Genomic DNA, 20626 nt, shown 5'->3' on the forward strand with positions numbered 1-20626 from the left:
CCGAACCTGCTGGTTCGGCTTTTTTGTATCCCCGACCCCCGTTCAGTGGGTGGTGAGGATCCGCTGCAGCAAATGATTGAACCCTGAGGGATCTTCTGCCGGCCAGGCGTGGTGGCCGTTGGGGGTGTGGATGGTGGCGTTGGGCAGGGCGGCAAACTGCTCGACTCGCTTGGCGAGCGGCAGGTAGTCGTGACTGGTGGATATGATGGCCACCGGCTGCCAGATAGCGCCGAGCCGGGCGCGCACCGACCAACCGGGCAAGGCGTCGAGCAGCGCCTTGTAGACCCGCTTTCGGTTGCGCACGAAGCGCAGCCGGAAGGTGTGGCGCACCCGGGCGAGATCCGGGCCCGGGAATAGCTCGCGACCGAGCCACCAGGCAACCGGGCGCATGCCAAACCAGCGCAACCACTTGAGGCGCTGGGCGTAACGCTCCTGCTCCTTCGGCGTTTCCAGCAGAAACTCGCTGACGCCGTTGACCAGTACCAGACCTCGCACCTTGTGAGGAAGTTGCAAGGCCAGCTCCAGCGCCACCATGGCTCCCAGCGACAAGCCCACCACCCAGGCAGGCTCCGGCTGCTCATCGAGCCAGTTCACCACGTCGGCGGCCAGAGTGGCCACGTCGAATGGCCCCTCCTGCATGCTTTGGCCGTGGCCGCGCAGGTCAAGGGCCACCACCCGGTAATGATCGGAAAAACGTTCGATCTGCGCCTGCCAGTCGAGACTGGAGGAGCCCAGCCCGTGCAACAGCAACAGCAAGGGGCCCTCCCCCGCACTGCGCAGGGCAAGACCGTTGGATTTCATCACCTGATTGCGACGCATCAGCTCATTGCCTCTCGACTCATCGTCTGAACCATGCCTTGTTTATCCCGATTGTAACCAACCCGCTTGCGGGCATACCCCGGCACCCGCCGGGCATGTCGCACCACAATGTATCAGAACGACGCAGACTCAGCCCTCGCTGACCAGACTGACCGCCTTGATATAGGCGTATATCTGCTGCTCGGGCGCCAACGCCAGACGCTTGGCGGAGCGGCTGGTGATCCGGGCCAGCAGTATCTGCTCACCCAGCGCCAACTGCAACAGGGTCTGGCCGGGGCGCACCTCGTGCACCGCAAGCAAGCGCGTGACGAGGCAGTTGGAGAGGCTGGAGTGCTCGATGGGGGCGGTGGCGATCACCACGTCTCGCCCCGCCACCTTGATCTGCAAGGGGCCGCTCTCGTCCGGCACATGGGTCATGGTGACCCGCAGACGCTGCTCGCCGAGCAGCAGGGTCGCCATCTGCTCATCGTCATCGTAGTGGGCCAGGGTGGCATCCAGCATCACCCCGGCATCGTCGCGACTGGCGAGCGAGAGATCGGTGCGGGCGAAGATCTCGCTCGGCCGCCCCTGCGCCTCCACCCGGCCCCCCGCCAACAGCACCAGCTGATCACACAGCAAACTCACCTCCTCCATGGCGTGGCTGACGAAGATCATCGGCATACCACTCTCCTGCTGCAATCCCTTGAGCACATGGGCCTGATGGATGCGGCTACGCCTGTCCAGCGCAGAGAAGGGCTCATCGAGCAGCAGCAGATCGGGCTCCGCCAGCAGGGCCCGAGCCAGCGCTACCCGCTGACGTTGACCACCGGAGAGGCCATGGGCTGGCTGCCCCAACAGATCGGCAAAGCCGAGCCGCGCGGCCAGCACTTCGGGTTGCCAGCCCCCTCGCCCCTTGCGGGCCGCCAGTTGCAGATTGCCGAGCACCGTCAGATGAGGGAAGAGCCGCGAATCCTGAAACACCAGCCCGATACGGCGCGCTTCGGGTAGCAGCGCTGCGCACTCCCGCCCGCGCCAGCGCATGCGATCCCCGCTTTGGCGATCGAGCCCGGCGATGATGCGCAGCAGGGTACTCTTGCCGCAGCCAGAGGGGCCAAACAGACCGATAATCCCCCCCAGCTCGAGCGTCAGTGCACAATCGAGGGTAAAGGGGCCGAACGCGCGCCGGGTCGTGAGGTTCAGGGAATTGCCCTGCGCCATAGTGGCTGGCTGGTTCATCCGAACAGTCTCCGCTGCCTGCGCTGCAACACCCCGTAGACCAGTACCAGCATCACCAGCGAGAAGCCCATCAAGCCCCCCGCCAGAATATGGGCGTTCTGGTAATCCATCGCCTCCACATGATCAAACAGGGCGATGGAGAGCACCTGGGTCTCGCCGGGGATATTGCCGCCAATCATCAGCACCACGCCAAACTCCCCCAGGGTATGGGCAAAGCCGAGGGCTGCCGCCATCACGAAGCTGGGCAGGGTCATCGGCAAAATGATGTGGAAGAAGCGCTCCAGCGGGCCGAGCCCCAGCGTGGATGCCGCCTCCAGCTCCTTATTGCCCATGTTGACGAAGGCGGAGGTGAGCGGTTGTACCACAAACGGCAGCGAATAGAGGATGGAGGCAAGCAGCAAGCCGAAAAAGCTGAAGGCGAGCGGGGCGCCGAAGGTGTCCCGCCACCAGGCGCCGAAGCCATATTCAGGGGAGAAGGCGAGCAGCAGATAAAACCCCAGCACAGTGGGGGGCAACACCAGCGGCAACGCCACCAGCGCCTCCACCAAGGGGCGCAGCCGGTTCTGACTGCGCGACAGCCACCAGGCCAGCGGCGGCGACAACAGCAAGAGAATGCCGGTGGTACTGGCCGCCAGCTTCAGGGTGAGCCAGATGGCCAGCAGATCCCCTTCACTCATCGGACTCACTCCCAACGCCAGGTCCAGCACCAGACACTGCGAATGAGCCACACTCCCGGTAGAGCTGATCCCGAGTTAGACAAGTCATTGCCAGCAGATCTCTTTCAATACTCATCGCCACGCTCCCGGTTGAAATCAGCCAACGGCATGGTGTGCATCCTCATTGCAAAGAGTGGCCGACCCTAAGGCCGACCACTCAGGGTGTTGCGTCAGCTCCCTGCCCTTATTGGGGCAGGGCATAGCCCGCGGCCTTGATCTGCACCTGACCCGGCCCCTTGAGCCAGGCGACCAGCGCCTCCACCGCAGCCCCTTTCTTCAATACCAGCCCTTGCTGCTCGATGGGTGGATAGAAGCTCGCAGGCACCGCCCAGGCTTCGCCGGTCTTGCCCGCTTCCACCAGATTGGCCCAGGCCACGAAGCCCAGTTCGGCATTGCCGGTATCGACAAACTGCCAAGTCTGGCTGATATTGGCGCCGGTCAGCAGCCGGTACTGCTTGGGATCGATCTTGAGATGCTCGAGGGTCGCCATGGCGGCAGCACCATAGGGAGCAGTGCGGGCATTGGCGATGGCGAGGTTGCCTTTCCAACTGCGCAGGGTCGCCTCGTCAGGGGCTGGGCCGCCCTTCTTCCACAGCCCCAGCTGGCCGATGGCGTAGGTGAAGCGATCGCTGCCCTTGCCCGCTTTTTCCAGCTTCTCGGGAGTCGCCACATCGGCGGAGAGGAAGAGATCGAACGGCGCGCCGTGGCTGATCTGGGTGTAGAGCACCCCGGTGGCGGCAGACGAAATGGCCAGGGTATGGCCGGTCTTGGCGGTGAACTCCTTGCCAATGCGCTCCATGGTGCCCTTGAAGTTGGCCGCCACGGCCACCTTCACTTCATCGGCCTGCACGGCACCGGAATGCAAGGTGGCGGCGCAGACCCCTGCGATGACAACAGATAACAGCGGTTTCATTCCCTTTCTCCTGATGGGGCCCGCACATCCGCGCCCCGAAACGGGGCCGTGGTTCCCGTTGAACCTGCGCCCCTCGTGATGAACAGGTCAGGCTTGCCAGCGGGCGGCGGCCGTGTTGTCACTCTCCTTGGCCTCGACCCAGCGTTGCACGCCCTCGGCGGTCAGCTCTTTTTTCCAGAACGGTGCCCGGGTTTTCAAGAAATCCATGATGAAGTGACAGGCATCAAACGCCGCATCGCGGTGGGCACTGCTCACCGCCACCAGCACAATCTGATCGCCAAGCCACAGCTCGCCGATACGATGAATGAGGGTACACTCCTGCAGCGGCCAGCGCTCGCGGGCCTCCTGCACGATATCGGCCAGCGCCTTCTCGGTCATGCCGGGGTAGTGCTCGAGGGCCAGCCCCTTCACCGCCTCCCCCTGATTGAAGTCGCGCACCTTGCCAACGAAGGTGACGATGGCGCCACTGTCTGGGCGGGTGGCGAGGCGGGCATATTCGTCCGCCAGCGAGAAGTCCTCCCGCTGCACCAGAATGCGATCTGTGATGGTTACGTCGCTCATCTTTAACCTCCGGTCGTTACTGGAGGGAAAGGGAAGAAGGCCACTTCATCGCCATCGCACAGCTCAGTGGTACGATCCACGGTCATTATCTCATTCATTCTCAGCCTCCGGTCACCGGTGGGAAGAAGGCAACCTCATCGCCATCATTGATAGGCGTATCGAGGGGCACCAGCATCTGGTTGACCGCCACCAGCAGTTTGCCCGCCTCAAGGGCCAGTGCCCACTTGTCGCCGCGCTCACTTAAGTCGCAGCGCAGCTGCTCGGCGGTGGCGTAGTCGCACGGCAGGCAGAGCTCATCACAGGCCACCAGCTCTCTTACTTGCGCAAAAAACAGTACCTTGATCATGCTTGCTCCCCGCTATTTGACCCCAGTTGGAAATGACCGGACTTGCCGCCCTTTTTCTCCACCAGTCGCACCTGCTCGATCACCATGTCCTTTTGTACCGCCTTGCACATGTCGTAGATGGTCAACGCCGCCACCGAGGCCGCGGTCAGCGCCTCCATCTCCACCCCTGTCTTGCCAGAAAGTTTGCAGAGGGTACGGATATGAACCCGATGCTGTTCGGGCAGCGGCACTATCTCCACCTCCACCTTGGTCAAGGCCAGCGGATGGCAGAGGGGGATAAGATCCGCCGTTTTCTTGGCCGCCATGATGCCGGCAATGCGGGCGGTGGCGAACACGTCCCCCTTGTGGTGCTGACCGCTCAGGATCAGCGCCAGGGTTTCAGGTGCCATGGCGACGAAGGCCTCGGCGCGGGCCTCACGTTCGGTGACCTGCTTGTCGGTCACGTCCACCATATGGGCTTCGCCGCTTTGGTTGAGATGGGTCAGGTTCATCACGCTCCCCTTGAAGGCTGAAATAGTACCGGGATCAATGGCTCGTGCTCTCAGAGATGGGTCACGAAGTTGCAGGGCTGGGTACGGGCATCGAGTTGATCCCGGATCAGCTGCTCCCAGCCCAGCTGGCAGGCGCCGGGAGAACCGGGCAGACAGCAGACCAGAGTACGGTTGGCCAGCCCGGCCAGGGCACGGCTCTGCATGGCCGAGCCGTCGATCTCGGCAAACGAGAGCTGACGGAACAGCTCGCCAAAGCCCTTGACGGTGCGGTCAAACAAGACGCCGACCGCCTCCGGTACCCAGTTCTGATCGGTAAACCCCGTGCCGCCATTGACCAGCACCACCTGGATACCCTCATCGGCGATCCACTGGCTGACCCGAGAGCGAACTTGATAGAGGTTGTCGGCGAGCAGTGCCCGATCGGCCAGCTGGTGACCGGCGTCGGTCACGGCCGCGACCAGATAGTCGCCCGCGCTGTCATTGGCGCTGGTACGACTGTCGGAGACCGTCAACACGGCGATCTTGAGGGGAATAAATGCGGTCATGTTCTGTCCCATGGGCAGCTCCTGATAACAAAGGACCGTGAGCAAAGAGAAGACGGATCCTGGTGTGCAGCGCTTGATTTGGGGGGATCCATACCTGCGCAGGCATGGCCCTTGCCACATGGTCACTCGCTGCGACTCACGGCGGCCCGATTCTACCAAAACTCGTGCCATAGGGGGGATTAAAAGGACACACAAATGCCGTTTTGGTTAGGCTGGCTGCAATATGAACAGGCCGGGCAAGCCCGGCCTGGATCTGGCTACCCTAGAAGCCCTTCACCCCTGTCATGTCAGGCAGCTTGTGAGCTATACCCTTGTGACAGTCGATACAGGTGCTCTCGCCACTGGCCAGACTGGTGGAGTGCATCTGCGCCCCTCGCTTGCCTTGCAGGGAGAAGTCCATGTACTCGAAGTTGTGACAGTTGCGACACTCCCTCGAATCCGTGTCCTTCATGCGCTTCCACTCCCGCTCGGCCATCTCGCGGCGGTGGCTCTCGAACTTCTCGGGGGTATCCACCTTGCCGGTCAACATGCCCCACAGCTCCTTGGAGGCCTGCACCTTGCGGATGATCTTGTAGCTCCACTCGTGGGGCACATGGCAATCGGGGCAACTGGCCCGCACGCCGGAGCGGTTGGCGTAGTGGATAGTGTCGCGGTACTCCTCGAACACGTTGTCCTTCATCTCGTGACAGCCGGTACAGAACGCCTCGGTATTGGACGCTTCCATGGCGGTGTTGAAACCGCCCCAGAAAATCACGCCGCCAAAAAAACCCATCATCAGCAGCACCCAAAGGGCTGCCTTTGACGGTGACTTGAAGGTGGTCCACAGACGCTGGATAAAACCGGGTAATTTCATCTATGGATTCCTCAGTTCAGCGCTTCAACTGGCTTAAAGGTATTCTCCACCAACGGCTTGGCATCCGCTTGCGGCACGTGGCACTGCAGACAGAAGTAGCGACGAGGCGAGACGTCACCCAGGGTCATGCCGTCACGGGTCTCGAAGTGAGTCGGACTGATCTTGGGGGCCTTCATGGCACTGGCGTTTTTAAAGCTGTGGCACGCCAAGCACTTGTTGACCTTGGTATCCACCTCGTAGTTGCGGATGTCGTGGGGGATCAGCGGTGGCTGGTGCATGTATTGACGATCATACGGGGCGCCATCCTTGCGAAAGTTTTTCAGCGGCGCGGCAGTGGCATCGGTCACCAGATCAGTGGCGCCACGCTCGGACTTGAGCCCACCGGTACTGTTGGTGATCTCGGGGGCTGCTGCCATCAAGGTTCCCGCCATCAGGCAGGCCAGCATTGCTCCAATCAGCTTTTTCATTATTTTTTCTCCGACGTTTTTTCTGCCGTGACGGCAAAACCTACAGTGATTTCAAAAACTTGTTCCGCGCAGACATCGATGCAGCGGCCACAATTGGTACACTCCTGAGCCGCAATCAAGGGCCCGTGACCGCGCTTGGCACCGTGAACGGGGCCGCGCAGAATGGGACGCTCGGGACAGACCGCATAACAATCCATGCAGTTGCTACACCGCTCGCGCCCCTTGGCAGAAATCTTGATAAATCCGACCCGGTTGATCAGCGCATAGAAGGCCCCTACCGGACAGAGATGACCACACCAGCCCCGCTCCACCACAAAGAGGTCGAACAGGAAGATCGCCGCCAGCAGGGCCCAGCCCGCCCCCATACCAAACAGCAGACCGCGCAAGGTGAGCGAGACCGGATTGATCAGCTCCCACACCAGCACGCCCGCGATGACCGGGGCCACCAGCACCATGGCCAGCAGCCAGTAGCGCGTATTGCGGTTGAACTGACCGTTGCCCTTGAGACCAAGCCGGGCCCTGGCCCAAGCGACGGCATCCGTGATGAGGTTGACCGGGCAGACCCAGGAGCAGAAGACCCGCCCCCCGACCAGCCAGTAACCCAGCAGCACTATGGACGCCCCCAGCCAGAGGGTGGTGATGGGCCAATGGCCCGCCGCCACCGACTGCAACAGCGTCAGGGGATCGGTCAGCGGCACCGTCTCCAGCAACAGCGAGCTGGAGAGGTTGCCTTTGAGGATCCAGATGCCCGCCAGCGGCCCCAGCAAAAACAGCCCGAGCACACTCAACTGACTCAGCCGACGCAGCAGCAGGAAGCGATGTGACCGCCACCAGCCAAGCTTCGCCCGCGCCTCGGCTCCCGGATAACGACTCATAACCCCTCCGGCTTGCGGGTGGGCAGAGTGAGCCGCTCACCGATCAGCGACTTGCCCGCCTTGGCCTTCTCTTCCCAGCCGAGCCGGTAGTGATGACCCAGTTCACCTTTGGCGAGCTGGCGGGGCACCACCTTGATGGCAGACTCCTCCAGCACGCAGGCGTGCTCGCACTTGCCGCAGCCGGTGCAGGCATCGCTGTGTACCGTGGGCAGAAACATGGCGTGCTTGCCGGTGCGCTGGTTATGCTGCAAATCAAGGGTGATCGCCTTGTCAATCAAGGGGCAGACCCGATAACAGACATCGCAGCGCAGGCCCAGATAGTTGAGGCAGGTCTCGTGATCGATGAGCACTGCCACCCCCATCCGCACCTGATCGATATCGGTCATCTGCTGATCCAGCGCCCCGCTCGGGCAAGCCACCACACACGGGATGTCGTCACACATCTCGCACGGCACGGCGCGCGCCTTGAAGTAAGGTGTGCCGGTGGTCACCGGATCAAACAGCCGGGCAAGCTTGAGGGTGTCGTAGGGGCAGGCCTGGGCGCAGAGCCCACAGCGCACGCAGGCGCTGAGAAACTCAGCCTCGTCGAGCGCAGCAGGGGGACGCAGCGCCTGGGCAGGCAGCGCTTGTGCCTGCTGGCGAGCCACCCCACCGAGCCCCACGCCAAGCAGGCCCACACCGCAGGCCCCTTTAGCCATGTCGGCCAGAAACTGGCGACGACTACGACTCATCTCTCGCTCCCCCGCCTTATGCCTTGACGACCTTGACGGCGCACTTCTTGTAATCCGTCTCTTTGGAGAGCGGATCGGTGGCGTCCAGGGTCAGCTTGTTAACCAGCTGGCTGGCGTCAAAGAAGGGCATGAACACCAGCCCCTTGGGCGGACGGTTGCGGCCGCGGGTCTCAACCCGGGTCTTCACCTCGCCACGGCGGGAGGAGACAATCACCTCTTCGCCACGACGTACGCCACGGGCCTTGGCATCGTCCGGGTGCATGAACAGCACCGCATCCGGGAAGGCGCGATAGAGCTCGGGCACCCGACGGGTCATGGTGCCCGTGTGCCAGTGCTCCAGCACCCGACCTGTGGAGAGCCACAAATCGAACTCTTGATCCGGTGACTCGGCAGCGGGCTCAAACGGCAGAGCGAAGATGACCGCCTTGCCATCGGGCTTGCCATAGAAGCGCACCCCCTCGCCCGCTTTGACATAAGGGTCGAACCCTTCGCGGTAGCGCCACAGGGTCTCCTTGCCATCGACGACCGGCCAGCGCAGACCGCGCGCTTCGTGGTACTGATCGAACGGCGCCAAATCGTGACCATGGCCGCGACCGAAGGTGGCGTACTCCTCGAACAGCCCCTTCTGGACGTAGAAGCCGAAGTGATCCGCTTCGTCGTTGAGCACGCCCTTGCTCTGCTCTTTCGGGAACTGATCGACCTGACCGTTGGCATAAAGCACATCAAACAGGGTCTTGCCCTTTACTTCCGGCATCTTGGCGATGAGCTCGCTTGGCCATACCTCTTCCACCTTGAAGCGCTTGGAAAACTCCATCAATTGCCACAAATCGGACTTGGCCCCTTCCGGCGCCTTCACCTGCTGGTGCCAGAACTGGGTGCGGCGCTCGGCGTTGCCGTAAGCCCCCTCTTTCTCCACCCACATGGCGGTGGGCAGGATGAGGTCAGCGGCCTGGGCGGTGACGGTCGGGTATGGGTCGGAGACCACGATGAAGTTGCGCGGATCGCGGTAGCCAGGCAAGCGATCAGCATTCATGTTGGGACCGGCCTGCATGTTGTTGTTGCACATCACCCAGTAGGCATTGAGCTTGCCATCTTTGAGCATGCGATCTTGCAGCACGGCGTGGAAACCCACCTTGTCGGGAATGGTGCCTTCCGGCAGTTTCCAGATCTTCTCGGCAATGGCACGATGCTTGGGATCGGTCACCACCATGTCGGCTGGCAGACGGTGGGCAAAGGTGCCCACTTCGCGCGCGGTACCGCAGGCGGAGGGCTGACCTGTCAGGGAGAAAGGACCATTACCCGGCTCGGAAATCTTGCCGGTGAGCAGGTGGATGTTGTAACAGAGGTTGTTGGCCCAGACACCGCGGGTATGCTGGTTGAAGCCCATGGTCCAGTAGGAGACCACCTTCTTGCTCGGGTCAGCATAGATCTTGGCCAGTTTCTCCAGCTTCTCTTTGGAGACGCCGGAGAGCTTGGAGACCGACTCCACATCGTAGTCTGCCACGAACTTGGCAAACGCCTCGAAGGTCATCGGAGTGGCGTCACCGCTGTCCGGGTTCTTCGCTTTCTGCTGCAGCGGATCAGTCGGGCGCAGGCCGTAACCGATGTCGGTGACCCCCTTCTTGAACACTGTGTGCTTGTTGACGAAGTCCCAGTTCACCTTGTCGTTCTGGATGATGTAGTTGGCGACATAGTTGAGGATCGCCAGATCGGTCTGCGGGGTGAACACCATGCCGTTGTCCGCCAGCTCGAAGCTGCGGTGCTCGAAGGTGGAGAGCACATGCACCTGCACATCCGGGTTGGAGAGGCGGCGATCAGACATCCGCGACCAGAGGATGGGGTGCATCTCGGCCATGTTGGAGCCCCACAGCACGAAGGCATCGGCCTGCTCTATGTCGTCGTAGCAGCCCATCGGCTCATCCATACCGAAGGTGCGCATGAAACCAACCACGGCCGAGGCCATGCAGTGACGGGCATTGGGATCCAGATTGTTGGTCCGCAAACCCGCCTTCATCAGCTTGGCCGCGGCATAGCCTTCCCACACAGTCCACTGGCCAGAGCCAAACATGCCGACGGCGGTCGGCCCCTTCTCTTTCAGGGTCGCCTTGAACTTCTCGGCCATGATGTCGAATGCCTGATCCCAGCTGATGGGAGCAAAGTCGCCATCCTTGTCGAACTGGCCGTTCTTCATCCGCAGCATGGGCTGGGTCAGCCTGTCCTGGCCATACATGATCTTGGACAGGAAGTAGCCCTTGATGCAGTTCAGGCCACGGTTGACCGGCGCATCGGGATCGCCCTGGGTCGCCACGACGCGCCCATTCTGGGAGCCCACCAGCACGGAACAGCCGGTACCGCAGAAGCGGCACGGAGCCTTGTCCCAGGTGATGGCGGTCTTGTCGGTGCTGGTGATCAGGTTGGCCGCCAGCGCTGGGGCACTGACACCGGCCACGGCAGCGGCAGCAGCCACCGCATTGGCCTTCATAAAGTCGCGTCGATTCAGCTTCATGACATTTCCTCGCATTGCTTAATCACATCAATGACAGCCATTGTGACGAGCCGCTCTGGCTCAGCCTCATGGCGCTTTATTCTTTGCATTCGACATCAAGCTCATCGAACTGGTGGTAAATCAGGGCGGCGGACAACACGCCCGGCATGGCATTGATCGCATCTATGGCTGCCATCATACGGAGTCCCGCTGGCTCAGCTTCATGGCGCTTTATTCTTTGCATTCAACATCAAACTCATCGAACTGGTGGTAAATCAGGGCGGCGGACAACACACCCGGCATGGCATTGATCGCATCTATGGCTGCCATGATGGGTCGCTGGCTGGGCCCTTCCAGGGTCACCACCAGCTTGCCGGTCTCACTGACGGCGTGGATCTCGGCCCCTTCAAGGGCACCAATCTGCTCGGCGAGCTGATGGCGCAAGGGGGGCTGGGTCAGCACCACCAGGCTCGATACATGGAACTCTTGGTTCATTTTGGCTCCTGTGTCACACGATTCCTGACTCATTCTGACTCCTGCTTGAGGGTGGGCTGGCCCGCACCACCAGATGTGGCACCTCGCCCATCGACCTTGATACTGCCAACCGGACAGTCCCGCACGCAGGCGCCGCAGCCGTTACAGCGATCCGGCTCGACCGTCGGGGTGGGCACGCGCCCCAGCTGCGGAATAAAGCGAATGGCATTGGGCTCGCAGCTGTCCTGACAGCGCTGGCAGAACACCTGACCAGTGGCCAGACAGTTGGCCTCGATATGGGCCTTGTAGTGCCAGGGAGACTCGCTTGTCGGGCGAAATAGCGGCACCTTGCAGGCCGAGACACACTCGGCGCAGAAGGTGCACTCGCCACGCTGGAAATCGACCACCGGAAAACCACCCTCGCCAATCACCAGGATCTGCTCAGGGCAGGCGGCCAGGCAGTCACCACAACGGGTGCAGTCAGCGACAAATGCCGACCAGTTGACTGACCAGGGCAACTGCACCGGCGGTTCGGCGGTTCTCAGTCGTCCCCGAAACAGGCCACGGCGGGCAAGATCGATCTCATCCGGCATATTGACTCCTGTTATGGTGAGGAAGGGTGCAGCTCGAGTCCATGATTGGCATTTGTGATACCAATTATAAAAGTGGGGGTATATTGCGGTCCTGACACGGTCAGGGATATACCACCAGGGAGATAAACAGGGGGGAGACTTGCGCCAGATCAAAGCCTTGCAGCGCAATAAAAATGGAGGTATCGGTTAAAATACCTCCATGTGAGGATTGCTATTTAATCGTTGGCGATTTTTTGTGGTTAGCCGCCGATAGAGGCGAGATGAGGGGTCATGCCAGCATTCCCCTCATGGAGGCGGTGGGTGGCACTCTTGCCCGCCAGCGCGGCACGAATGCGTTGTTGCAGCGCATCCTGCTGGTTGTCTGCCGCCAGCAAGTCTCGCAGCGCCACCCCGTTGTCACCGAACAGGCAGAGATGCAGCTTGCCTGCGGAGGAGACCCGCAGCCGGTTGCAACCGGCACAGAAATCCTTGCTGTAAGGCATGATGAGACCAACCCTACCCTGCGAGCCGGGGTGCATGAAGACCTGCGCCGGGCCATCATCCTTGCCCCGCAACTGCTGCGCCCAGCCGCTCTCCAGCAGGCGCCGCTTGATCTGCTCGCCGCTCACATGGTGGTCGCGAAACAGGGTATCCATCTCGCCGGTCTGCATCAGCTCGATAAAGCGCAGCTCAATCGGCTTGTGTTTGATCCAGCCGAGAAAAGCATCCAGCTGGTGGTCGTTGAGCCCCTTGAGCAGCACCGCATTGATCTTCACCGATTTGAAACCGGCGGCCAGCGCCGCTGCGATCCCCTCCATCACCTCTACCAGCTTGTTCTCACCGGTGATCTGGTGAAACTGGCGCGGGTCGAGACTGTCGACACTGACATTGAGGGCGGTGAGACCCGCATCGAACCACGCCTGGGCACGCTCTTTCAAACGGTAGCCATTGGTGGTCATGGCCACCTTCTCTATGCCTGGGGTATTGGCCACCGTCTCTATGATGGCGGTAAAATCCCGGCGCAGGGAAGGCTCACCCCCGGTCAGGCGCACCTTGCGGGTGCCCATGGCGGCGAAGCCTGAGACAATGCGGCGGATCTCGTCCAAAGAGAGAAACGCATTGCGCCCCTCTTTGCTCCCTTCCGGGGGACGATAGCCATCGGGCAAACAGTAGGTACAACGAAAATTGCACACATCGGTGACCGACAGGCGCAAATAGTAAAAACGACGGGAAAAACCATCTTGCAGTGGCAACATAAACACCTTTCCAAATACGGGAGGCCAGGGCATTTCTTTCCTGACCCTTTCAGCTCGAACATCGGCTGACGGCGGTTTTCCCCTATCGCAAGGACTTAGGCAAAACAGCTCGGAGTTCATCTAGTTTTTCGATGCTAGCACAAGTTGGAGTACACTCCCATGCTACTTTGTGGGGTCATTGTCTGATGCGAAGGAAGACGATCGGGATGGAAAAGTGGTTCAAAGTGCATTCGGTCAGCAGCGCCATCGGACGCTCCATGGTACTCATCCTGTTCATGGCGAGCCTGATCGCCTTGGTGGCCATGGTGACCCTGTTCTACTCGGTGCCCGATGCCAAGGCGATCAACCTGTCGGGTTCGCTGCGGATGCAGGCCTACCGCATGGCCTACGAGATAGAGCAGGGCCAACCAGTGCTGGGACGGCTCGATCAATTTGAACAGACGCTGCATGCCGCCGAGTTGCAAGAGACCCAGCGCTGGATCACCCCCGCCTCCCTGCGCCGTACCTATGGCGAGGTGTTGCTGCAATGGCAGGTGATGCGCGAGCACATCGAGAATGCCACCCCCAGACGCTACACCGACAACACGGAGCAGTTTGTGGCGGCCATCGACGACTTCGTCAACCAGATGCAGTACCACGTGGAGTTCAAGGTGCGCATGCTGGCGCTGGCGGAAGGGCTGGGGCTGCTCTCCATCATCACCATCGCCTGGTTTACCGTGCGGTTTACCCGCCAGCAGGTGGTGGCACCGCTCAACCAGCTGGTCTATTGCGCCCGCCAGATCCAGCGCCAGGAGTTCGATCTCACCCTGCCCCCCCATTGCGAGAACGAGCTGGGGGAGTTGTCCGGTGCCTTCGTCACCATGGCCGATGAGCTGGGCAAACTCTATCGGGAGCTGGAGAGCAAGGTGGAAGAGAAGACCGCCAAGCTACAGCAGGCCAACGACACCCTCTCCTTCCTCTACAGCACCGCCCAGAAGCTGCATGCGGCGCCACTGAGTCGGCGCACCCTGCTCAAGCTACTGGAGCGGGCCGCGGCCCATCAGCACATAGACCACATACGGCTGACCCGCTTCGAACACAATGCCATGCCGGACTACATCACGGGGCGCAAGGGTTGGCCGGGCGATCTCGACTCTATGGTGAGCTTTCATCTGCAGATGGATGAGCAGGAGTACGGCCGGCTTGACGTGATCAGCAGCCACCCCATAGACGAGCGGCTGATGAAGAACTTCTCCATGCTGCTGGCCCAGGTGCTGCACAAGGATCAGACGCTGTTGCAACATCAGCGACTGCTGCTGATGGAAGAGCGGGCCGTCATCGCCCGCGAGCTGCATGACTCGCTGGCCCAGGCGCTCTCCTATCTCAAGATTCAGTCCACCCTGCTCAAACGTGCCTTCGCCAAGGGGGAATCCGGCAAGACAGAAGCCGCCATGCAGCAGATCGACGAGGGGCTCAGCAGCGCTTACACCCAGCTGCGTGAACTGCTCGGCACCTTCCGTCTCAGTATCGGCGACGCCAATCTGGGGGAAGCCATCAGGGTCATGCTGGAACAGCTCAAGCCACAGACCCAGGCCGAAATAGGGCTCCATTACGGCCTGACCGATACGGATCTGGAGGCGGGCCAACATATCCATATTCTGCAGCTGATCCGTGAGGCAGTGCTCAACGCCATCAAACATGCCAACGCACAAGTGATTGCTGTTAGCTGTGAGACGCTCGCCAATGGTAACATTCAGGTTCAGATTTCAGATGACGGTGTGGGAATAGGGATCGCAAGTTCGGCGGTCAACCACTATGGCCTTAGCATCATGAATGAGCGCGCCAGCAAGTTGCATGGTCTGCTGACCATCAGCGAGCAGCCGCCCAGAGGCACCTGCGTACATCTGACCTTTCCCACCAGCCTAACAAGAGATGCCTGATGGACGAGATGAAATATAGTGTTCTGGTCGTGGATGACCATCCCCTCATGCGCAAAGGGATTGTGCAACTGCTGGCCCTGGAAGAGAACATAGAGGTGGTCGGTGAGGCGTCCAACGGCACCGACGCCGTCGCCATGGCCAAGGAGTCAGAACCGGACCTGATCCTGCTCGACCTCAACATGAAAGGCCTCTCCGGTCTGGATACTCTCAAGGCGCTACGCACCGAAGAGGTTACCTCACGGGTGGTGATCCTGACCGTCTCGGACGCCCGCCAGGACGTGGTCGCCCTGCTCAAGGCCGGCGCCGATGGCTATCTGCTCAAGGATACCGAGCCAGAGATGCTACTCGCCCAGCTGGCGGACGTGATGACCGGCAAGCAGATCCTGAGCGAGCCGCTGCGCCCCTACCTCGAGAACATCTACGAGCTGGACCATCTGCAACAGAAGCTGGAGAGCTTGACCCGTCGCGAGATGCAAATTCTGCGCGAGATTGCGAAGGGCCTCTCCAACAAACAGGTCGCCTCCGTACTGCATATCTCCGAGGGTACGGTCAAGGTTCACGTGAAAAGCCTGCTGAAGAAACTCGAGGCCCAGAGCCGCGTGGAAGCGGCCGTCATGTACCTGGAACAGCGCAAATAACCCGCTTTCCCTCTCAAGGCGCTGCAGTTCTGCTCTGCATGCCGGGAGAGATGCTCAACGCATGCAACAACAAGAGTCTTGTTTCGTTCTATATCCATGCCTTGACCAAATTGAGAAAAAACCAAAGCCCCGCATCGTCGGGGCTTTCCTTATTTGCACGGACCTCGGCCGGCCCGAGACTGCCGCGCCCCCCTTTGTATCTACAACAAGCAAGACGGGCGGCCCGCACAATCCCGCTTGTATGGAAAGGGTATTCACCCACCGACTCACCGCATCGCCATAGCAGCGACACACTTCTATCTGCCCGTCCTCAAACCGCCGCGCCAAGGGCAAGGCATAGCGCCATCAGCTACGTCTCTACCGTTCTCTCACCATGCGCATTTTGCGCTTGGCTCTTTGCAAGATGCGATGCGCTTCAATTCAGGACGCGAAGAGAGCAGGAGCCAAGTAACAAGAAACCGGCCGTATTCAGCTGACTACGGGATCGCCACCACAGAAAAAATAAAAACATAACCAGCTGATTATTAATAGATTTTTTCTCATTCCGGATGGCTGACGCCCCTATTCTGGGGCTTTTTTTATCCTCTGGCATAGTCGCTGCATTGTCCTAGTCAGACACTACTCAATGGAGGACGGAACATGAAACTTCAACCTTTGGCATTGTTCCCCTTGCCTTCCCACGTACTGCCAGGTGGCAAGCTTCCACTGCGTTTGTTTGAACCGCGCCACCTGCAGATGCTCAAAGAGTCATTCATCAATGACCAGGGTTTCGGCATAGTGATGGAAGAAGCGACCACCACGGGCAAGTCCGGGCGCATCCTGCCGGTCGGTACCCGGGTGAAGGTGACCGATTTCTACACCCTGAATGACGGCCTGCTCGGCGTCACAGTGCTCGGCATGGAACGTTTCTGCATCCATGAGATGGAAACGGACGAGATGGGATTGCGCCGGGCCAAGGTCGAAGCGCTGCCCAACTGGCCGAGTGCCCACTCAAACTTCAGTGACAAACAGTTGGTCATCCGGCTGCGGGAAGTGTTCGAGCAGTATCCGGAGCTCGACGAGCTCTACCCGGACAAGCAGTTTGACGATGCGACCTGGCTCTGCCAACGCTGGCTCGAAATTCTGCCCATGCCCATCTATGAGAAACAGATGTTGATTGCCAAACAAAATAGCGAAGCGGCTCGTCAATTCTTGCGCCGACTGATCACACAGTGAGTCAAAAAGAACATTGCAAAATGCGAATATTCCCATAATGAAAATAACAATTTCGCATTTTGCAAACGTCGGCGATAGATAACAGCAATAACACAGCCGCAAGCCGCATAAACAGGTTCTGAAAAGTTGGCACGACTTTTTCATATAGAACCGTACAACCCGATTTATCCCGTGCTCTCTTCAGTATTTGCTGAAGAATTGGTCAACCACCCAGGTTGACCATTTTTTTTACCTGCGATCCGCCAGCGCGGGGCTGATATGACGCTGCAGGCACTCTCTCAGTCGCATCAGACTGATGGGCTTGGCCAGAAAATCATCCATTCCCTGAGCCAGACAACGGGCCCTGTCTTCGGCCATGGCATTGGCCGTCAAGGCCACTATGGGCACCTTGCAACCCAGTTCCCGCAAGCAGCGAGTCGCCTCCAGTCCATCCATCTGCGGCATCCGCATATCCATCAGGATGAGGTCAGGCTGCTGCTCCGCTACCTGCGCCAGCGCCTCCAGGCCATTGGCTGCAAGCCGTACCCGGCTTACCAATTTTTGCAACATGAGGGACACCACCAACTGGTTGACCGGGCTGTCTTCCACCACCAGCACATCCAGATCCTGAATGGGCAGTTGATCCGGCTCGGGCCGGCTGCTGCACTCGCACGGCAGTGCCATGCCGGGCAACTCGAACCAGAAGCAACTGCCCTGACCAGGAGCGCTCTGCAGACGGATCTCCCCACCCATTAACTCCACCAGCCGTTTGCTGATGGCCAGCCCCAGCCCTGTCCCGGAGAAACGGCGGGTCGCCGAGCTGTCAACCTGGGAGAAGGGCTCGAACAGAAGCGCCTGATCCTCGGCCGAGATGCCGATCCCGGTATCGGTGACCGACACCCGCAACCGTTGCTCGTGCCAACTCAGTTGCAACAAGACGCTGCCCTGGCTGGTGAACTTCACCGCATTGCCGAGCAGGTTGCTGATCACCTGTGACAGCCGCACAGGATCCCCCTGCAGCTGGGGTGGCACCGCCTCATCCACCCGCCAGCGCAGGACTATGCCCTTGCTCCTGACACGCTCTTGCAGCGGTTCGATCAGGGATTGGCACAGCTGGGCAGGGAGCAGGGTCTCGCAATGAAACTCCAGGGTATGGGATTCTATTTTCGAGAAGTCGAGCACATCGTCGATGATGGTCTGCAGCAGACGAGCCGAGTGGGTGGCATGTCCGAGCAGGGTCTGCTGCTGAGGCTCGAGCTGGGCATGTTGCAACAAATCCAGCATGCCCAGCACCGCATTCATGGGGGAGCGGATCTCGTGGGTCATCATGGCCAGGAACTGCGACTTGGCGCGGTTGGCCGCCTCTGCCTCATCCCGTGCCCGGGCCAGCTCCTGCTCGCGGCGGATCTGGTTGCCCACATCCCGCGCCGTGCCCCGATAGCCGATGAAGATACCGGCAGTGTCGAAGCAGGGCTCGGCATTGATCTCCATCCAGCAGGGCCCGCTGGCCAAGCTGACCTGGGCTCGCACCGCCCGCACCGGCAGATGCTGCTCGATGAGGCGGCGGTACTTGCCCCACTCGGGATCCCGCCGATCATAGACGTAATCGTAGAGACTCTGACCGGGCGGATGCGCTTTCACATCCCCCTGATAGCCAGGAGCCGACACATAGCTGAGCCTGTGCTCTGTGTCCGTCTCCCAAAACCAGTCGGAGGCCATTCCGGCGAAGCTGCGAAAACGCTGCTCGCTGGCCTGCAGTGCCAGCGTCTTGAGCTCGACCTGCTCCTGCAAGCGGGCACGATAGGCGATGTTGACCAGCGCCTGGGAGATGAGCGGACGGCAGCGTTGCATCGCCGCCTTGCTCTTGAGATCGAAGGTGCCCATCACAGCGTGACGACAGATGAGGACGCCGGAGAAACCGGGCGCGCGCAGCCCCGTCATCATGACGCTGGCCCAGCCGGCTACATCGGCCAGTGGCGCCAGCTCAGGCAACTGGGTCGGATCATAGATGACCAGGGTCTCACCCTCGATGGCGCGAGAGAAGAGCGGGGTCAGCGGCCAGTGTCGCCCCACTTCACCATCCTGGGTGCTGAGGTGGGTGATGCCGTCGCCAGCCTCCCAGGCCACCACATCCGCATGTTCGAAACCAATGAAGGGCTTGAGCACCTGAATAAGGCTGTCCAGCACCTGCTCCAGGGTCTGGGCATCGGCCAGTGTTGCGACCCCGCACAGCAGGGTCTGCGACTCCTGGCGGTACTTGACCTCGCGTTCCCGACAACGCACCAGCTCCACCAGCGTGGTCTGCAGCTTGTCACCCAGGGCTTCCAATTCCGTATTACCTATCATCTTGTTTCCAGCGCCATATATCAGCTGTCGAGGAAGATCACACTCGATACCATCAGGTTGCCGTGTGCCAGCTCACCGTGGGGCAGACGCCCCTGCTCACCGAAGGTAAACGGGGTAATGAAGGGGATGTCCCCCAGCCGAGTGTGAAATTGATCGACAAATTGGCATAAACTATCACCAAGAGCCAAGCGACAACCAGCACAAAAGATCACAAGGGCCCCGAACGGCTGCATCTCAGCGCTCATGCCGTACTCGGGTTCGATGTGGGTCGCATTCAGACTGCGCTGCAGCAGCCCCTCCTGACTGCTGTACATCAGCAAGAGTCGCTCGCCGAGCTGGATATCGGTAAAGAGGCGCAATCCGCCACCTTCTGTCACCACCTCGGGATGGGATAGCTTGTAATAGGGCATGTCGTCCAGGGTGCCCACCTGGCGGGCCAGCGGCGAGAGGGTGGTATCCCGCAATATGGGGCCCACCGGCCAGGCAGTGGTTCGCCCGGTCCAGCGAGCGTAGACCTCAGCGGCGGGCTCATGATCTATGGTGAGGATCTCGCGCCCCGCCAGGGCTGTGATGGTGCCGCGATGCTCGGTCGGGACATAGCCCGAATGAAACTGAAACGCCAGTTGGCAATCGGGATAGAGCACCGCCAACACGACTCCCTCACGGGCACTGCCCTCATCCCAGCACAGCTGCCAATCGCCGCTGACACTGTTGTCAGCTGCCGAGCCTCCCACGACAGGGACGCTCGTTCCAAGCTCTGCTTCAATGCTGGCCAGCATCGCCTCCTCCTGGCCCGGGCTGGCGTGCAACAGGATGAGCTGAGGCAGCTCGCCGGGACGCCCGCCATCGGCGATGGCGGCACGCAGCAACTGGCGAATATCCACGTCCTCCCCCGCCTGCCCTGCCACCCCGTAGGCGCCCTTGCCATCGTAGAGAGCGGCCACTGCCAGCCCTATCCCCTGACGGGCGTGGTGGCCAACCTGGGTCATGACGCCGCCGCAGGAGCTACAACCGATCAGTCGGGTCGTCGGAAACTGTTGCTTGAGGTGACGACGCAGTTCCTCGGCATCGTGCGCTTGGGTAAAATAGACCAATAACAGTGAAGGGGAATGGGGCGATTGAGCGAGCAGCCGCTCACTGACCTGCCGGGCAGCCAGCAGGGGGGTCTCTTCAAGAGAGTGAGCCGTCAGAAAGTTCAACACCATCTCCT

21 protein-coding genes, 1 pseudogene and 1 riboswitch are annotated in these 20626 nt (G+C 60.6%); of the genes and pseudogenes, 3 read left to right on the forward strand and 19 right to left on the reverse strand.

Annotated features, from left to right (window positions below; translation table 11 throughout):
* Positions 1-42: 42 nt before the first annotated feature.
* The 17 genes and pseudogenes from BN1129_RS03885 to moaA form a co-directional block, all read right to left on the reverse strand.
* Entirely contained in the window at positions 43-819 is a 777-nt protein-coding gene (locus BN1129_RS03885) for an alpha/beta fold hydrolase (protein ID WP_042034599.1), read from the reverse strand.
* Between the two features lie 129 nt (positions 820-948).
* A complete protein-coding gene (modC, locus tag BN1129_RS03890) occupies positions 949-2034 on the reverse strand; it encodes a molybdenum ABC transporter ATP-binding protein (protein WP_042034601.1) in 1086 nt (361 codons plus the stop codon).
* Positions 2031-2711, reverse strand: a complete 681-nt coding sequence (modB, locus tag BN1129_RS03895; protein WP_042034602.1) for a molybdate ABC transporter permease subunit — start codon at positions 2709-2711, stop codon at positions 2031-2033. The genes modC and modB overlap by 4 nt, the downstream gene beginning before the upstream one ends.
* A 223-nt stretch (positions 2712-2934) precedes the next feature.
* On the reverse strand, positions 2935-3663 hold the full coding sequence (gene modA, locus BN1129_RS03900; protein WP_042034604.1) for a molybdate ABC transporter substrate-binding protein: 729 nt from the start codon (positions 3661-3663) through the stop codon (positions 2935-2937).
* Positions 3664-3750: 87 nt separating this feature from the next.
* Positions 3751-4224, reverse strand: coding sequence for a molybdopterin synthase catalytic subunit MoaE (gene moaE / locus BN1129_RS03905; protein ID WP_042034606.1), 474 nt, complete (start codon positions 4222-4224; stop codon positions 3751-3753).
* Between the two features lie 100 nt (positions 4225-4324).
* On the reverse strand, positions 4325-4570 hold the full coding sequence (moaD, locus tag BN1129_RS03910) for a molybdopterin synthase sulfur carrier subunit (RefSeq protein ID WP_042034607.1): 246 nt from the start codon (positions 4568-4570) through the stop codon (positions 4325-4327).
* Entirely contained in the window at positions 4567-5061 is a 495-nt protein-coding gene (gene moaC, locus BN1129_RS03915) for a cyclic pyranopterin monophosphate synthase MoaC (protein ID WP_042034608.1), read from the reverse strand. Before moaC ends, moaD begins: the two co-directional genes overlap by 4 nt.
* Positions 5062-5111: 50 nt before the next feature.
* Positions 5112-5618, reverse strand: coding sequence for a molybdenum cofactor biosynthesis protein B (gene moaB / locus BN1129_RS03920; protein ID WP_042034609.1), 507 nt, complete (start codon positions 5616-5618; stop codon positions 5112-5114).
* Positions 5619-5868: 250 nt separating this feature from the next.
* A complete protein-coding gene (locus BN1129_RS03925) occupies positions 5869-6459 on the reverse strand; it encodes a cytochrome c3 family protein (RefSeq protein WP_042034610.1) in 591 nt (196 codons plus the stop codon).
* Between the two features lie 11 nt (positions 6460-6470).
* Positions 6471-6926, reverse strand: a complete 456-nt coding sequence (locus tag BN1129_RS03930; RefSeq protein WP_042034611.1) for a nitrate reductase cytochrome c-type subunit — start codon at positions 6924-6926, stop codon at positions 6471-6473.
* The gene (gene napH, locus BN1129_RS03935) at positions 6926-7801 is read right to left on the reverse strand and encodes a quinol dehydrogenase ferredoxin subunit NapH (protein WP_042034612.1); all 876 of its coding nucleotides are present in this window, start codon (positions 7799-7801) and stop codon (positions 6926-6928) included. Before napH ends, BN1129_RS03930 begins: the two co-directional genes overlap by 1 nt.
* Positions 7798-8532, reverse strand: a complete 735-nt coding sequence (gene napG / locus BN1129_RS03940; RefSeq protein ID WP_042034613.1) for a ferredoxin-type protein NapG — start codon at positions 8530-8532, stop codon at positions 7798-7800. Before napG ends, napH begins: the two co-directional genes overlap by 4 nt.
* A gap of 16 nt (positions 8533-8548) precedes the next feature.
* Positions 8549-11038 (reverse strand): nitrate reductase catalytic subunit NapA, encoded by a 2490-nt coding sequence (gene napA / locus BN1129_RS03945; protein WP_042034614.1) that lies wholly within the window; start codon positions 11036-11038, stop codon positions 8549-8551.
* Between the two features lie 76 nt (positions 11039-11114).
* Positions 11115-11213, reverse strand: a pseudogene (locus tag BN1129_RS03950) (chaperone NapD); the annotation flags it as partial.
* A 35-nt stretch (positions 11214-11248) separates the two neighbouring features.
* Positions 11249-11512, reverse strand: coding sequence for a chaperone NapD (locus BN1129_RS03955; protein ID WP_042034615.1), 264 nt, complete (start codon positions 11510-11512; stop codon positions 11249-11251).
* A 29-nt stretch (positions 11513-11541) separates the two neighbouring features.
* Positions 11542-12084: a ferredoxin-type protein NapF gene (napF, locus tag BN1129_RS03960; protein WP_042034616.1), complete on the reverse strand. Its 543-nt coding sequence runs from the start codon at positions 12082-12084 to the stop codon at positions 11542-11544.
* A gap of 239 nt (positions 12085-12323) precedes the next feature.
* Entirely contained in the window at positions 12324-13319 is a 996-nt protein-coding gene (moaA, locus tag BN1129_RS03965) for a GTP 3',8-cyclase MoaA (protein WP_042034657.1), read from the reverse strand.
* Positions 13307-13446: riboswitch (molybdenum cofactor riboswitch) on the reverse strand. Its footprint overlaps the gene before it by 13 nt.
* A 79-nt stretch (positions 13447-13525) precedes the next feature.
* Between moaA and narQ the strand changes: the two genes are divergently transcribed.
* The 3 genes from narQ to BN1129_RS03980 all read left to right on the forward strand — a co-directional run bounded on the left by narQ (position 13526) and on the right by BN1129_RS03980 (position 17091).
* Positions 13526-15238 (forward strand): nitrate/nitrite two-component system sensor histidine kinase NarQ, encoded by a 1713-nt coding sequence (narQ, locus tag BN1129_RS03970; RefSeq protein ID WP_042034617.1) that lies wholly within the window; start codon positions 13526-13528, stop codon positions 15236-15238.
* Positions 15238-15876 (forward strand): two-component system response regulator NarL, encoded by a 639-nt coding sequence (narL, locus tag BN1129_RS03975; protein ID WP_042034618.1) that lies wholly within the window; start codon positions 15238-15240, stop codon positions 15874-15876. Before narQ ends, narL begins: the two co-directional genes overlap by 1 nt.
* A gap of 639 nt (positions 15877-16515) precedes the next feature.
* Complete coding sequence (locus tag BN1129_RS03980; RefSeq protein ID WP_042034619.1) at positions 16516-17091, forward strand: LON peptidase substrate-binding domain-containing protein; 576 nt, start codon at positions 16516-16518, stop codon at positions 17089-17091.
* A 228-nt stretch (positions 17092-17319) separates the two neighbouring features.
* Here BN1129_RS03980 and BN1129_RS03985 read toward each other — a convergent pair whose 3' ends face one another.
* Together BN1129_RS03985 and BN1129_RS03990 are read right to left on the reverse strand one after the other, a co-directional pair.
* On the reverse strand, positions 17320-19416 hold the full coding sequence (locus BN1129_RS03985) for a hybrid sensor histidine kinase/response regulator (protein WP_042034620.1): 2097 nt from the start codon (positions 19414-19416) through the stop codon (positions 17320-17322).
* 20 nt (positions 19417-19436) lie between these two features.
* On the reverse strand, positions 19437-20621 hold the full coding sequence (locus tag BN1129_RS03990) for an FIST signal transduction protein (RefSeq protein WP_042034621.1): 1185 nt from the start codon (positions 20619-20621) through the stop codon (positions 19437-19439).
* Positions 20622-20626: the final 5 nt, after the last annotated feature.

Source organism: Aeromonas popoffii (genome assembly GCF_000820025.1).
Classification (GTDB): Bacteria; Pseudomonadota; Gammaproteobacteria; order Enterobacterales; family Aeromonadaceae; genus Aeromonas; species Aeromonas popoffii.